12 protein-coding genes are annotated in these 13,270 nt (G+C 70.3%); 10 read left to right on the top strand and 2 right to left on the bottom strand.

Translation table 11 applies throughout. The features are described 5' to 3' along the window. Position 1: 1 nt before the first annotated feature. Positions 2-1,483 (bottom strand): ATP-binding protein, encoded by a 1,482-nt coding sequence (locus M0R80_20380; GenBank protein MCK9461995.1) that lies wholly within the window; start codon positions 1,481-1,483, stop codon positions 2-4. Between the two features lie 114 nt (positions 1,484-1,597). On the opposite strand from M0R80_20380, the gene mtnA reads away from it, so the two are divergent. The 10 genes from mtnA (at position 1,598) to M0R80_20330 (ending at position 12,459) form a co-directional block, all read left to right on the top strand. Beyond that, positions 1,598-2,632 carry an S-methyl-5-thioribose-1-phosphate isomerase gene (mtnA, locus tag M0R80_20375; protein MCK9461994.1) on the top strand — a complete coding sequence of 345 codons (1,035 nt, stop codon included), beginning with the start codon at positions 1,598-1,600 and terminating at the stop codon, positions 2,630-2,632. Positions 2,633-2,952: 320 nt separating this feature from the next. Further along, on the top strand, positions 2,953-3,942 hold the full coding sequence (locus M0R80_20370) for a MoxR family ATPase (GenBank protein ID MCK9461993.1): 990 nt from the start codon (positions 2,953-2,955) through the stop codon (positions 3,940-3,942). A 28-nt stretch (positions 3,943-3,970) separates the two neighbouring features. Beyond that, positions 3,971-4,855, top strand: coding sequence for a DUF58 domain-containing protein (locus M0R80_20365; protein MCK9461992.1), 885 nt, complete (start codon positions 3,971-3,973; stop codon positions 4,853-4,855). Continuing rightward, the gene (locus M0R80_20360; GenBank protein ID MCK9461991.1) at positions 4,852-5,955 is read left to right on the top strand and encodes a hypothetical protein; all 1,104 of its coding nucleotides are present in this window, start codon (positions 4,852-4,854) and stop codon (positions 5,953-5,955) included. The genes M0R80_20365 and M0R80_20360 overlap by 4 nt, the downstream gene beginning before the upstream one ends. After that, on the top strand, positions 5,948-7,045 hold the full coding sequence (locus M0R80_20355) for a VWA domain-containing protein (protein ID MCK9461990.1): 1,098 nt from the start codon (positions 5,948-5,950) through the stop codon (positions 7,043-7,045). Before M0R80_20360 ends, M0R80_20355 begins: the two co-directional genes overlap by 8 nt. Beyond that, entirely contained in the window at positions 7,042-8,097 is a 1,056-nt protein-coding gene (locus tag M0R80_20350) for a VWA domain-containing protein (protein ID MCK9461989.1), read from the top strand. Before M0R80_20355 ends, M0R80_20350 begins: the two co-directional genes overlap by 4 nt. After that, positions 8,094-8,837: a tetratricopeptide repeat protein gene (locus M0R80_20345; GenBank protein ID MCK9461988.1), complete on the top strand. Its 744-nt coding sequence runs from the start codon at positions 8,094-8,096 to the stop codon at positions 8,835-8,837. Before M0R80_20350 ends, M0R80_20345 begins: the two co-directional genes overlap by 4 nt. Positions 8,838-8,848: 11 nt before the next feature. After that, entirely contained in the window at positions 8,849-10,786 is a 1,938-nt protein-coding gene (locus tag M0R80_20340; protein MCK9461987.1) for a BatD family protein, read from the top strand. Next, positions 10,783-11,586, top strand: coding sequence for a hypothetical protein (locus M0R80_20335; GenBank protein ID MCK9461986.1), 804 nt, complete (start codon positions 10,783-10,785; stop codon positions 11,584-11,586). The genes M0R80_20340 and M0R80_20335 overlap by 4 nt, the downstream gene beginning before the upstream one ends. A gap of 162 nt (positions 11,587-11,748) precedes the next feature. Then, a complete protein-coding gene (locus tag M0R80_20330; GenBank protein ID MCK9461985.1) occupies positions 11,749-12,459 on the top strand; it encodes a hypothetical protein in 711 nt (236 codons plus the stop codon). A gap of 53 nt (positions 12,460-12,512) precedes the next feature. Here the strand turns inward: M0R80_20330 and M0R80_20325 are convergent, their stop codons facing one another. Next, entirely contained in the window at positions 12,513-13,160 is a 648-nt protein-coding gene (locus M0R80_20325) for a hypothetical protein (protein MCK9461984.1), read from the bottom strand. Between the last annotated feature and the right edge of the window lie 110 nt (positions 13,161-13,270).

Here is a 13,270-nt window from a genome sequence, read left to right as displayed (position 1 = left end):
CTCAGTCCCGACGACCTCGCTCCTGCGCGAGGACGTCGTGCAGCTTGCACCGGATCTCGCGCAGGTCGAACGGCTTCTTGAGGAAGCGGTGGAACCGGGGATCCGGGTCCTGCGGGATCTCGACGCCGCTCATGAACACGATCCGCATCTCCGGCTGCAGCTCGCCCAGCGCGCGGCCGAGCGCGAAGCCGGACAGGCCGGCCATGGAGAAGTCCACGAACGCGGCGTCGAACCGCTCGGACTTGCACCGCCTGAGCGCGTCGGCCCCGGTCAGCGCGGGCGTGACCTCGGCGCCGTGCAGCTCCAGGCTCGTCCGGATCATCTCGCAGATGTCGGGCTCGTCGTCCACGACGAGCAGCCTCGCGCCAGGCGGGATCGACGAGCGCGACGGATCGCTTTTCCGCGGGACGACCGAGGCGCCCCGGCAGCTGGGGAGCGAGATCCTCACCGTCGTGCCGCCGGGCCGGTGCGACCGCAGCTCGATCTCGCCGCCGTGCTCCTCGACGATCCGCCTGCAGATCGGGAGCCCGAGGCCGGAGCCGCCGGTCGATCTCGCGCCGAGCACCTTGGTCGTGAAGAACGGCTCGAACGCGGAGCCGAGGATCTCCTCCGTCATGCCGTGGCCGTTGTCCGTGATCTCGACGACCGTGCGTCCGTCCTCCCGGGCCGCGCGCAGCCGGAGCTTGCCGCGGGCCGGCATCGCCTCGACGGCGTTGCGGATGACGTTGACGAAGACCTGCAGCAGCCGCGTGGAGTCGCCGCAGACGATCCCGGCGTCGCCGATCTCGGTCTCGACATCGACGTGCGCGGCGTTCAGCTCCCACGACAGGAGGCGCAACGCCTCCGCCGCGAGCCGCGCGACGTCGACGTCCTGCACCGCGGAGGACGTCGGCCGGGCCGAGGAGAGCAGCTCGCCCACGATCTGCTTCGCGCGGCGCGCGCTGTTCTCGATGGTCGAGATCGCCGGCGCGGCGGTCGACTCCGGACCGACCGCCTTCAGGGCGATCTGCGCCCACCCGAGCATGGCGGTCAACAGGTTGTTGAACTCGTGCGCCGCGCCCGCGGCGGCGTAGCCGACCGACGCGCGCCGCTCGAGGAGCTCGACGCGCGCCATCAGCGCCGCGTCCACCGCGGGCTCGTGGACGCAGACGACGGCGGCCGAGGATCCCGGAACGCCGACCGAGACGGCGTTCAGCTCGAGCGGCCGCGAGGCGCCGTCCTTCCCGAGCGCGCAGGTCCGCGCCGTGCACCTGCCCCCGGGCTCCGCGAGCGCCCCGATCCGCTCGATCAGGCCCACGCGGCTCTCGGGATCCCGCTCGATGACGGCCGCGAGCTCCCGCAGATCGCCCGGTTCCGCGCCGATCTCCGCGATCAGCGCGCTCGTCGAGAAGATCGCGGCGCCGCTCGAATCGAAGCAGGCGAGCGGGAGCCCGAGGGCCTCGCCGACGACGTAGAGCGGTTCGATGTGCGCAGGTCTCGCCATTTCAACCCAGCCAAACTATTGCACCGCGAGTGGATGATCAAGACGAAAGCGTCTACGATGCATGAACCGAAGCGTGGTACATCGTTCAAACGAACATAACGAGGCGGGCAATTCATGAAGACGGATTTCAGTTCCATCGACACGGTCGCGTGGCGGGACGGCGCGGTGGTGATGCTCGACCAGCGCCGCCTGCCGTTCGAGGAGACGTACATCGAGTGTCGCGACGTCGACAGCGTCGTCGAGGCGATCCGCACGATGGCGGTGCGCGGCGCGCCGGCGATCGGCATCGCCGCGGGGTACGGCATGGCGCTCGCGGCGCGACTCTCGGGGGGCGCGACGGACGAGCTCGCGCGGGCGGCGCGGCTCCTCGTCGACGCGCGGCCCACGGCGGTCAACCTCCTCTGGGCGGTCGACCGGGTGCGGCGCGCGGGGGAGGCGTCGGGGCTGGGCGGGGACGCGCTCGTCGCCCGGATCGCCCGGGAGGCGGACGCGATCCTCGCCGAGGATGTCGCGGCCTGCCGGGCGCTCGGCGATCACGGCGCGGCGCTCGTGCCGGACGACGCGACGATCCTCACGCACTGCAACGCGGGCGGGCTCGCGACCTCCGGGTGGGGCACGGCGCTCGGCGTCGTGCGCTCCGCGATCGCGATGGGGAAGCGCGTCCGGGTGATCGCGGACGAGACGCGGCCGCTCCTCCAGGGCGCGCGGCTCACGGCCTGGGAGCTCATGCGCGACGGGATCGACGTGACGCTGATCGCCGACGTCGCCGCGGCGTCGATCCTCGCCTCCGGCGCGATCGATCTCGTCGTCGTGGGAGCGGACCGGATCGCGGCCAACGGCGACACGGCGAACAAGATCGGGACGTACGGCGTCGCGCTCGCGGCCCACGCGGACGGCGTGCCGTTCTACGTCGCCGCGCCTTGGTCGACCGTCGACATGGCCTGCCCGGACGGCGACGCTATCGAGATCGAGGAGCGCGCGGCGAGCGAGGTGACCCACGTGCTCGGCACGCGCGTCGCGCCCGAGGGCGTCAGCGTCCGCAACCCGGCGTTCGACGTGACGCCGTTCGAGCTCGTCACCGCGATCATCACGGAGCGCGGCGTCGTCCGCCCGCAGTACGACGACGGGCTCAAGGCGCTGGCGAAGTGACTCTGCCCGTCCGGATTCCGGACGGGTTTCCGAATTCCCGCTGTGTTCTCCTCCAGCCCGTGCAGATCCTGCACGGGCCGTTCGCACCCGAGTGATTCACCGAGCCGCCCGCGCGGAATCCGCGCGGTCTGGAGACAAAGGCCGATCTGAAAAACAGTTATCCCGCGCAGGATCTGCGCGGGGAGGTTCTTGAGGTCACGAATTGTGACCTCAAGATCTCGGCTTCTCCATGCCGTTTCGGGCCGATTTCCCTGGCCCTCGGGGCCCGGCTGGAATAATCCATCGCTTTCGCGGTTCCATAGGCGAACCCGGAGGAGACCATGACCCACGACGTCAAAGCATTGAACGAGATGGTGAAAGCGGAGAGCGCCTTCGTCGACGATCTCACGCACGAGATCTCGAAGGTGATAGTCGGCCAGGCCGAGATGGTCGAGCGCGTCCTCATCGGCCTGCTCACGGGCGGGCACGTGCTGCTCGAGGGCGTGCCGGGGCTCGCGAAGACGCTCACGGTGAACACGCTGTGCCAGGCGATCTCGGCGCAGTTCAAGCGGATCCAGTTCACGCCGGACCTGCTGCCCGCCGACGTCATCGGCACCGTGATCTACAACCAGCACGCGGGGACGTTCACGGCCAAGAAGGGCCCGGTGTTCGCGAACCTCGTGCTGACGGACGAGATCAACCGCGCGCCCGCCAAGGTGCAGTCGGCGCTGCTCGAGGCGATGCAGGAGAAGCAGGTCACGATCGGCGACCAGAGCTTCCCGCTGCCGTCGCCGTTCATCGTGATGGCCACCCAGAACCCGATCGAGCAGGAGGGCACCTACCCGCTGCCCGAGGCGCAGGTGGACCGCTTCATGCTCAAGATCAAGGTGGGGTACCCGACCCGCGAGGAGGAGCGGCTGATCATGGACCGGATGTCCGGCGGGCCGATCCCGAAGATATCGCCGATCGTCACGCCCGAGCGGATCCTCGAGGCGCGCAAGATCGTCGGCGAGGTCTACGTCGACGAGAAGATCAAGGAGTACATCATCGACATCGTGGCGGCGACGCGGCAGCCCGAGCGGTACAAGCTCGAGGAGCTCGGCCGGTTCATCGAGTACGGCGCCTCGCCGCGCGCCTCGATCGCGCTCATCATGGCGGCGCGGGCGCACGCGTTCCTCAGGCACCGCGGCTACGTGACCCCCGAGGACATCAAGTCCATCGGCCCGGACGTCCTGCGCCACCGCATCGTCGTGACCTACGAGGCCGAGGCGGAGGAGATCACGAGCGAGGAGATCGTGCGGCGCATCTTCGACGCGGTCGAGGTGCCGTGACCCCCTGACGGACGCGAGGCGGTGGCCCATGGATCACGCGGAGCTGTTCAAGGAGATACGCCAGATCGAGATCGTGACGCGGGCGCTCGTCAACGACCGGCTCGCGGGCCAGTACCAGTCCGTCTTCAAGGGCCGCGGCATGGCGTTCGATCAGGTCCGCCAGTACGAGCTCGGCGACGACGTCCGCCTCATCGACTGGAACGTCTCCGCGCGCATGAACGCGCCGTACATCAAGATGTTCGTCGAGGAGCGCGAGATGACGGTGATGCTCCTCGTCGACGCGTCGGCCTCGGAGCTGTTCGGCACCGCGCGCCAGACCAAGTCGAGGCTCGCCGCGAAGCTCGCCGCGACGCTCGCGTTCTCCGCCATCAAGAACAACGACCGCGTCGGGCTCGTCATGTTCACCGATCGCGTCGAGCTGTTCGTGCCGCCCAAGAAGGGCAAGAAGCACGTGCTGCGCGTCATCTCCGAGATCCTGCGCTTCAACCCGAAGGGCCGCGGCACGGATCTCGCGGTCGGGCTCGACTACCTGAGCAAGGTCGCGAAGCACCGCTCTGTCGCGTTCCTGATCTCGGACTTCCTCGCCGACGGGTGGGAGCGCTCCCTGCGCCTCGCCAAGACGAAGCACGACCTCGTGCCCGTGTGCGTGGCCGACCCGCGAGAGGAGGAGATGACGAACGTCGGGGTCGTCTACGTCGAGGATCCCGAGTCCGGGAACGTGACGCCGGTGGACACGACCTCAAGGCGGGTGCGCGAGGCGTACGCGGAGGCGATGCGCCGGCGCCGCGCCGAGCGCGAGCGGCTGTTCCGCCGCCACCGGATGGACTTCGTGAACATCTCGACGGAGGATGCCGACATGTCGGCGCTCGTGAGCTTCTTCCAGATCCGCGCGAGGAGGGCGATGCGGGGATGAGCCGATCCCTTCCATGCGCGCTCGCCGCGCTGCTCGTCGCGCTCGCCGCCGGCCGGACCCTCGGCGCGGACGCGGGCGCTCCGCCGATGATCGTCGAGGCGATCGACGCGGGCGCCGCCGCCGAGGAGCCCGCCGAGGTCCCGCCGCCGACGACCGATCTCTCCGCGATCCCCGCGGACCGCCGGCCGACGCTGAAGCTCACGGTCGAGCCGAGGAGCGGCGCGATCGGCGACCCGATCGTCTGGAGGGCCGAGATCCGGCGCCGCGTCGAGGACCGGGTCCGCCTCGGCAGCTCGGCGGACTTCGGCGCCTTCGAGGTGCAGGACAAGAAGATCGAGGTCGGCGAGCCGGACGACGGGTGGGTCGCGGAGACGATGGAGGTCCGCCTCGTCGCCTTCGAGACCGGCGCCCTCGAGATCCCGGCGCAGGCCGTCTCCGTCGTCGATGCGAAGGGGAACGTCGGCACGCTCGCGACCGAGCCCGCGACGATCGACGTGAAGAGCCTCATCGCGAACGAGCCCGAGCCGAAGCTGAAGCCGGACACGGGTCCGGGCGTGCGCGTCTTCGAGAAGGACTACACGCTGCTCTGGATCCTCGGCGCGATCGGGTGCATCGCCGTGCTCGTGCTGCTGACGCTGCTCGGCCGCTGGCTGTGGTCGAAGCGGCGCAGGCGCCCCGGCCCGCCGCCCCCGCCGCCGCGCCCGGCGGAGGAGATCGCGCTCGAGAAGCTCGACGCGCTGCGCTCGTCCGCGCACCTCGCGGAGGGGAGGCACAAGCTCTTCCACATCCTCCTGTCCGAGGCGATCCGCGAGTACCTCGGCAACCGCTACCGGTTCTACTCCCTGGAGCGCTCGACCGAGGAGCTGCTCGGCGAGCTCGTGCGCCGGCGCCTCGATCGCGCGATGTACAACCGCGCGGTCGACTTCCTGAGCGAGACCGACCTCGTGAAGTTCGCGAAGTACGTCCCCGATGTCCCGGAGTCCGAGCGCCTCCTCGGCGAGGGGTTCGCGCTCGTCCGCGACACGACGCCGCAGCCCGAGCCGCCCACGCCCCCCCCGAGCGGGGCGGCGCCCGGGGAGACGGGAGGGCGAGATGCGTAGGCACCGCTGGTGGCTCGAGCCGCTCGCCTGGTCGGTCGGCGCCCTCCTCGCCGCCGCGGCGTTCGTCGTGCCGCCGTGGCTCCGAGAGGGCCCGGGGATGCGGTTCGAGAGCCCCTGGTTCCTCCTCGCCCTCGTCGCGGTGCCCATCGTGGTCGCCGCCGGCATCCTCGAGCGGCGGACGAGCGGACGCATCAGGATCTCGACCGCCGCGATCCTGGCCGACGCGACGAGGCGATCGTGGCGCGTGCACCTCCTGACCGCGACCGTGGCGCTCAAGGCGGTGGCGGTGGCGCTCCTCGCCCTCGCGCTCGCGCGGCCGCAGGACGCCAACCAGAGGGAGGAGACCGAGACGAGCGGCATCGATATCGTGCTCACGCTCGACGTCTCGGGATCGATGGAGGCCGGGGATCTCAAGCCGAACCGCCTCGAGGCCGCCAAGAGCGTGACGCGCGACTTCATCAGCCGCCGCCGCGACGACCGCATCGGCGCGGTGATCTTCGCCGAGAACGCGTACACGCTCTGCCCGCTGACGCTCGACTACTCGATCCTGTCGACCATGATCGCGGATCTCTCGCTCGGCGTCATCGACGACAAGGCGACCGCGATCGGCAACGCGATCGGCATGTCGATCAACCGGCTGCGCAAGTCGGACGCGAAGAGCAAGGTGATCATCCTGCTCACCGACGGCGCGTCGAACGCGGGGAACCTGCCCCCCGATCAGGCCACGAGCTTCGCGAAGACGCTCGGGATCAAGATCTACACCGTGCTCGTCGGCGAGAAGGACGAGTCCGAGGTCGCGTCGGGCTTCGACTTCTTCAGGAACCAGATCTTCAGGACGCACTCCACGCCCGTGAACCCGGAGCTCCTGCGCCGCATGAGCAAGGAGACGGGCGGCGCCTTCTTCGAGGCCACGGACACGAACAGCCTCGTCCGGTCGTTCCACGCGATCCTCGACGCGCTCGAGCGCTCCCGCATCGCGGATCGCGGCGTGATCTACGGCGAGGTGTTCCCGCTGTACCTGTGGCCCGCGCTGATCCTGGCCGCCCTCGACCTGCTCCTCGGCCTGTTCGTTCTCAGGAGGGCGCCATGAGGTTCGCCGAGCCCTACATGCTCGCCTTCCTCGCGCTGCCGCTCGCGGTGATCGCCGGGGTCGTCGCCGGGGCGGTGCTGCGTAGGCGGGCGCTCGAGCGGTTCGGATCCGCGGCCGCGGTCGACGCCCAGCTCCTGCGGCCCGCCCCGTACCTGCGCGCCGCGAAGATCATCGCGCTCGCCCTCGGCGTGGCCTGCCTCGCGTTCGCGTCGGCGCGGCCCCAGTACGGCGGGCGGATCCAGATGCTCAAGAAGCGCGGCATCGACGTCGTCGTGGCGCTCGACTTCTCGAAGAGCATGCTCGCGGAGGACGTGCGGCCGAACCGCATCGAGCGCGCGAAGCTCGAGCTGAACGAGCTCATCAACCTGCTCACGGGCGACAGGATCGGCCTCGTCGCGTTCGCCGGCGACACCATCCGGTTCCCGCTCACCACCGACTACGCGGCCGCCACGGCGTTCTGGCGGGACATCACGCCCTATGACATGCCCGTCGGCGGCACGGCGATCGGCAAGGCGCTCACCGGCGCGGTGCGGATGCTGCGACCGTCGGGAGAGGTCGCGGATCCGGGCAAGAGCCCCGAACCCGCGCGCTCGAAGGTGATAGTCCTCCTCACGGACGGCGAGGATCACGTGGGCGACCCGGCCGCCGCCGCGGACGAGGCCGCCGAGGAGGGGATCGCCGTGTTCACCATCGGCTTCGGCTCCGACTCGCCGGAGCTGATCCCGCGGTACCTGGACGACGGATCCACGATGGGCTACCAGAAGGACGACTCCGGCGAGTACGTCACCACCGCGCTCACCCCGGCGAACGAGGACGTGCTGAAGGAGATCGCGGCGAAGACGGGCGGCCGGTACTACCGCGCGGGCAGCGATCTCTCGGGGATCGCGGCGGTCATCGCCGAGATCCGCAAGATGAAGCAGACCGAGGTTGAGGCGCGGCAGATCACGGTGTACGACGAGGTGTTCCAGTGGTTCCTCGCGCCGGCGGCGCTGCTCATGCTGCTCGCGTTCGCGCTGCCCGAGCGGTGGGTGTTCAAGCGGAGGAGGCGATGAACGCGCGGCGGACCGGAATCGTGGCGGCGGTGGCCGTCCTCGCGGCGGCGATGGCGCTCCTCGCGGCGCCCCCCGCGTTCGCGTTCGACCCGTTCCTCAAGGAGAACGGCGACGTCGCGGACGGGAACGAGGCGCTCGCAAAGGGCCGGCTGAAGGAGGCGCTGGAGAGCTACGACGAGGCGGTTCGCGAGCTCCCGAGCCGCGGCGAGGTCCACCTCGACAGGGGGCTCGCCCTCCTGCGCGCGGGGGACGACAAGCTCGATCAGGCGATGCAGGCTTTGAAGCTCGCCGCGGTGCCGGAGTCCCCCCCGAAGGTGCGCGCGCGGGCGCTCGCGAACCTGGGCGACGCGTTCTTCCGGAAGGAGGACTTCGAGGCCGCGATCGAGCACTACAAGAAGAGCCTGATGCTCGCGCCCGGCAACCGCGACGCCGCGTGGAACCTCGAGATCGCGGTGCAGAAGCAGAAGAAGAAGGAAGAGCAGCAGAAGCAGGATCAGGAGAAGCAGGACCAGCAGCAGAAGCAGGATCAGCAGCAGAAGCAGGACCAGCAGCAGAAGCAGGATCAGGAGAAGCAGGACCAGCAGCAGAAGCAGGATCAGCAGCAACAGGAGCAACCCAAGACGCGGCAGGAGATGGAGCAGGTGCTCGACGCCCTCGACCGCGATCAGCAGAGCCTGCCGCAGCAGAAGGCCCGGCGCCGGGCGGTGGCGATGCCTGCGGCGCCGGTCAAGGACTGGTGATGCGGCGGGCGATGACCACAGCGGTGATTCTCGCGACCGCGCTCGCCGCCGGGGCCGCGCTCGCGCAGGGCGGCGCCAAGAAGGCGCAGCAGCCGCAGATCGGCGTGACCGTCAGCCAGGATCCGCTCGTCCAGGGCGAACCGTTCGAGCTGACCATCACGATCGAGACCGAGAGCTCAGACGAGCCGCAGGTGCAGCTGCCCGCCCTCGGCGGGCTCCGCGTGCTCAGGCAGTACGAGTCGCACCCGATGTCGTTCTCGTTCTCGTTCGGCTTCGGGCAGCAGAAGGCCGTGAAGCAGACGAAGCAGAGGAGCGAGTACTCGTTCGTGGTGGTGGCCGATCGCGCGGGCAAGTTCACCGTGAACCCGGTGATCGTCACTGTCGACGGGAAGCGCTTCCAGAGCCAGGCCTACGGCTTCGAGGTGCAGCCGTCGTCGGGCGGCGCGGCGGCTCCTGGGAAGGCGGTGCCGCTCCAGCCCGATCCGAACGCGCCCCAGGCGGACCAGATCGACGAGCCGGGGGTCGCGCCGCCGAGCGGCGCCGAGCTAGAGGGCGCGCAGATCGATCCCGACTACTTCCTGCACACGGTCGTCTCCAAGAAGCGCTGCAGCATGGGCGAGCTGGTCGTGCTGCGCCTGTACGTCTACACGAGCTGGAGCCTCTCGGGCGTGCAGCTCGTCCGCGAGCCGGGGACGGACGGGTTCTGGGTCGAGAACGTCGACACCGGGGCGAAGCACCAGCTGCCGCAGGAGCAGGTCAGGATCGGCGATCGGGTCTACGAGCGCGTCGAGCTGCGCCGCATCGCCCTCTTCCCCCTGCGCGGGGGCGAGCTCACGATCGCGCCGGCGCTCGCGGAGCTCGAGGTGCGGCGCGGCGGCTTCTTCTCGAGCCCCAAGAAGGTGCGGCGCGCCTCGCAGCCCGTCGTCGTGACCGTCGATCCGCTGCCGGACGCCGGGAGGCCCGCGGGGTTCGACCCGGCGAACGTCGGCCGGTTCAGCTTCCGCGCGGAGCTCGACAAGGAGACCGCCAAGGTCGGCGAGCCTCTGACCCTCTCGATGATCGCGCGCGGCGCGGGCAACGTCCGCAACCTCGTCGTCCCGGAGATCGCGGAGATCGACGGCCTCAAGATCTACGCGCCCGAGTCCGATGTCGAGGTCGCCGCGCGCGACGAGAGCGTGACCGGGACGCTCACGAACAAGGTGCTGATCATCCCCAAGGCCCCGGGGTCGTACACGATCCCGGAGCTCGCGTGGTCGTACTTCGATCCTTTGTCCCGCGAGTACGAGACGCTCACGAGCCCGGCGAAGCGGTTCACGGTGACGCCCGCCGAGGGCGGGGCGCCGACCGGGCAGCCTCCGGCCGGCGCGGCCCCCGCGGCGCAGGACGACGGCGGCGCGTTCGGGCGGATGACCCAGAAGCTGCGCTCCATCGCGACGCGCGCAGACGTCGAACCGGACGGCGGCGGCATCGTCCTCAACGAGCCGTGGTTCCTCGCGCTCGTCGCCCTCGCGCCGATCGCGTTCGTCGCCCTCGTCGCCGCGCAGATCACACGCCGCCGCGGCAGGGACCGCCTGCTGCGCGACCGCTCCAAGCGCGCGGACGCCGTGGCGCGACGCAGGCTCGATGAGCTCGCCGCTCGGGGCGACGGGCTCGACGGCGACCGCTTCTTCGCCGAGCTCCAGCGGGCGCTCGTCGCGTTCCTCGAGGACCGCCTCGAGTGCCCGGTCGCGGGCGACACGTCGGCCGAGCTCGCCGCCCGGCTGCGGCGGCGCGGGTTCGGCGACGAGCTCGCGGAGGCCACCGTCGCGGAGATGGAGAGCTGCGACTTCGCGCGGTTCGCCCGCAGCGCGTCGGCCGCGGGCGAGCGGCGCGGGGCGCTCGAGCGCATTCGATCCCTCGTCGCGCGCCTCGCCGCCGTGGCGATCGAACCGGAGGAGGGGAAGCCGTGACGCCGATGCGACTCCTGTGCGCCGCGCTCGCCGCCGCCGCGCTCGCCGCAGCCGCGCTCGCCGCCGCCCCGCCCGCCCTGGGCGAGGCCGGGAACCTCGCCGGGCTCTTCGCCGAGGGGAACGCGGCGTTCTGGGCCGGCGACTACGCGAAGGCGGCCGCGTCCTACTCCCGGCTCGAGGAGCTCGGCGCGACCTCGGCGGAGCTCGCGTACAACCGCGCGACGGCGGAGGCGCGGCTCGGGAACCTCGGGCGCGCGGTCCAGTACTACGAGCGCGTGCTGCGCCGCGAGCCGGGCCACGAGGACGCGGTGCACAACCTCTCGGTGATCCGGGAGTACCTCGCCCGCCGCGCGAGCGAGGCCGGCCGCAACGCGGATCTCGCGCCGGCGACGACAGCCTGGCGGGCTCTCCTCGACAGGTTCTCCCCGCGCACCGCCGCGTTCGCGTTCCTCCTGTTCCACGTCGCGCTGTTCACGGCCCTCGTCGTGCGGCGCATCGCGCGCGCGGAGGGCGTCCGCCTCACCCTCGGCGTCGCGATCGGCGTGCTCGCGATCCTCACGGTCGCGACCGCGGCCATCGCGTACGGGAAGTGGCGCCAGGAGACCAGCGAGCGGGAGGCGGTGGTCGTCCGCTCCGGGACGGTCGACGTCCTCGAGGGGCCGGGGAGCGCCGTGAAGCGGTTCGCCCTCGACGAGGGGAGCCGCGTCTCGATCCTCGAGCGCCGCGAGGGGTTCTGGAAGATCCGCGACGACGGCGGCCGCGACGGGTGGGCCCCGGACGCGGACCTCGGCGAGATCTGACCTGACCCGACCCGACGCGTCGAGTTTGCCGTTCCCGTTTTCGTGCTATTCTTGCCACATCGTCGTTTTGGATCTTTTATGAACAACGGACGCATGGGTGTCGTCCAAACGTCGTGCAATCCATGACGATTCATTTAACGAAAGAATAAGGAGGGAAGAAAAATGCGGAAGACAATCACCATCGTAGCACTCCTCGTGCTCGGCGCCATCGCGGCCACGGGGTGCCTCGCGAATGAGGACTCCTGCGATCTGAAGACGCAGGGACTCTCGCTCGAGCTCGCGGCAATCGAAGAGGGTGATACCGCCCAGGGACAGGCGATCTTCAAGACCGATCAGGGATCTGCAGTCGTGCTCGGCGAATGCGGCGACAGCATCACCGTGAACGGCACCGAGTTGCAGGCCGTCGACGGCACGGTGGTCCCGGTCGTCTACTCTGCGGAGATCGAACCGGCGGACGAGTACACTTTCGTCTTTTCCAGGCCGGATGCGGGCGGCTACACGTCCACCGTCAGCGGCCTGCGCCCGGCGGTGACCGTCACCGCACCAGCCGAAGGCGTGGATGCCCCCCGCGACGTGTTGCTCGACGTCACCTGGGACGACAACAACGCCGGAGCCGGCAACGACGAGATCGAGCTTCTGGTCACGGGCGACTGCATCAATTTCGACTACGACGCCACCTGGACGGACAGCGGATCCGACACGATCCCCGCCAATAGCCTCGACGTCGACGGCGACACGACGACCTGCGAAGCGGCGCTCGTCCTGACCAGGAAGGTCTCAGGGACGCTCGACAGCGGCCTGAATCAGGTGGGTTCGATCGAAGGTTGGAGCATGGGCCGCACGACGTTCACGACCATCCCGACAACCCCGTAGTTGCCAACCAAACGCGTGCCGACCGGAGCCGCGGGCTCAGCCTGCCGCCCCTCCTACTTCTGGACGCGCTTCCAGGTCTCGGTCTGCGAGGTCTTGAGCTTCGGGTCGACGACCGTCGCGACGAGCTCGTCCTTCGACGTCAGGCGCAGCGCGAGATCCTGCTTCTTCGTCTTCAGCTCGTCGCAGGTCTGGACGCGGACGATGTGCAGCTCGGTGGAGCCGACCCACTCGTCGGCGCGCGCGGTGGGCTTGAGCTCGGCGTACTTCGTGACGCCCGCCTTCCAGATCTTCGGCATGCAGGCCGCGAACTGGACGCCGAGATCCTCCTTGTCCCCGTTCTTCTTCGTGTAGAACGCGACCGCCTCCGCGTCGTCGACGGGGGGCGCTATCACCGGGACCGCGGCCATGCCGCCGGCGCCGAGCTCGATGCGCATGCCGCGGAACGGCTGATCGATCTTCTCCCAGACGCCGCGGAGCCGATCCGGCACCGGCCCCACAGGCCCCGTCGCCTCGGGCACGCCCGCGTCCGAGACGCGCACCGGCGCATCGGGCCGGGCCTCGTCCTTCTTGGGCGCCGCGGGGCTCTCCTTCGCGGGGTCGGGCGCGGTCGGCCGCGGAGCCTTCTCCTCGCCGCACTGCGAGCAGGCCGCGTTCGCGACCGCCGCGGTCACCGCGACCGCCCAGACGAGCTCCATCCTCATCGTCGTCCCTCCATCTCCGCCATCCGCAGGGCGGCGTGCGCCATCGCCTCGGGCGTGTCGACGTCCTGCCACCAGCCGTCCCCGATGTCGTGCAACAGGGGGCGGCCGCC

The sequence above is a fragment of the Pseudomonadota bacterium genome (assembly GCA_023229365.1).
Lineage (GTDB): Bacteria > Myxococcota_A > Polyangia > JAAYKL01 > JAAYKL01 > JALNZK01.
This window is presented reverse-complemented; position numbering and strand designations above follow the sequence as displayed.

Excerpts from the sequence above, each read along its gene's own strand:
- M0R80_20380 (MCK9461995.1), bottom strand. The coding sequence starts at position 1,483 with ATGGCGAGACCTGCGCACATCGAACCGCTCTACGTCGTCGGCGAGGCC.
- mtnA (MCK9461994.1), top strand. The coding sequence starts at position 1,598 with ATGAAGACGGATTTCAGTTCCATCGACACGGTCGCGTGGCGGGACGGC.
- M0R80_20370 (MCK9461993.1), top strand. The coding sequence starts at position 2,953 with ATGACCCACGACGTCAAAGCATTGAACGAGATGGTGAAAGCGGAGAGC.
- M0R80_20365 (MCK9461992.1), top strand. The coding sequence starts at position 3,971 with ATGGATCACGCGGAGCTGTTCAAGGAGATACGCCAGATCGAGATCGTG.
- M0R80_20360 (MCK9461991.1), top strand. The coding sequence starts at position 4,852 with ATGAGCCGATCCCTTCCATGCGCGCTCGCCGCGCTGCTCGTCGCGCTC.
- M0R80_20355 (MCK9461990.1), top strand. The coding sequence starts at position 5,948 with ATGCGTAGGCACCGCTGGTGGCTCGAGCCGCTCGCCTGGTCGGTCGGC.
- M0R80_20350 (MCK9461989.1), top strand. The coding sequence starts at position 7,042 with ATGAGGTTCGCCGAGCCCTACATGCTCGCCTTCCTCGCGCTGCCGCTC.
- M0R80_20345 (MCK9461988.1), top strand. The coding sequence starts at position 8,094 with ATGAACGCGCGGCGGACCGGAATCGTGGCGGCGGTGGCCGTCCTCGCG.
- M0R80_20340 (MCK9461987.1), top strand. The coding sequence starts at position 8,849 with ATGACCACAGCGGTGATTCTCGCGACCGCGCTCGCCGCCGGGGCCGCG.
- M0R80_20330 (MCK9461985.1), top strand. The coding sequence starts at position 11,749 with ATGCGGAAGACAATCACCATCGTAGCACTCCTCGTGCTCGGCGCCATC.
- M0R80_20325 (MCK9461984.1), bottom strand. The coding sequence starts at position 13,160 with ATGAGGATGGAGCTCGTCTGGGCGGTCGCGGTGACCGCGGCGGTCGCG.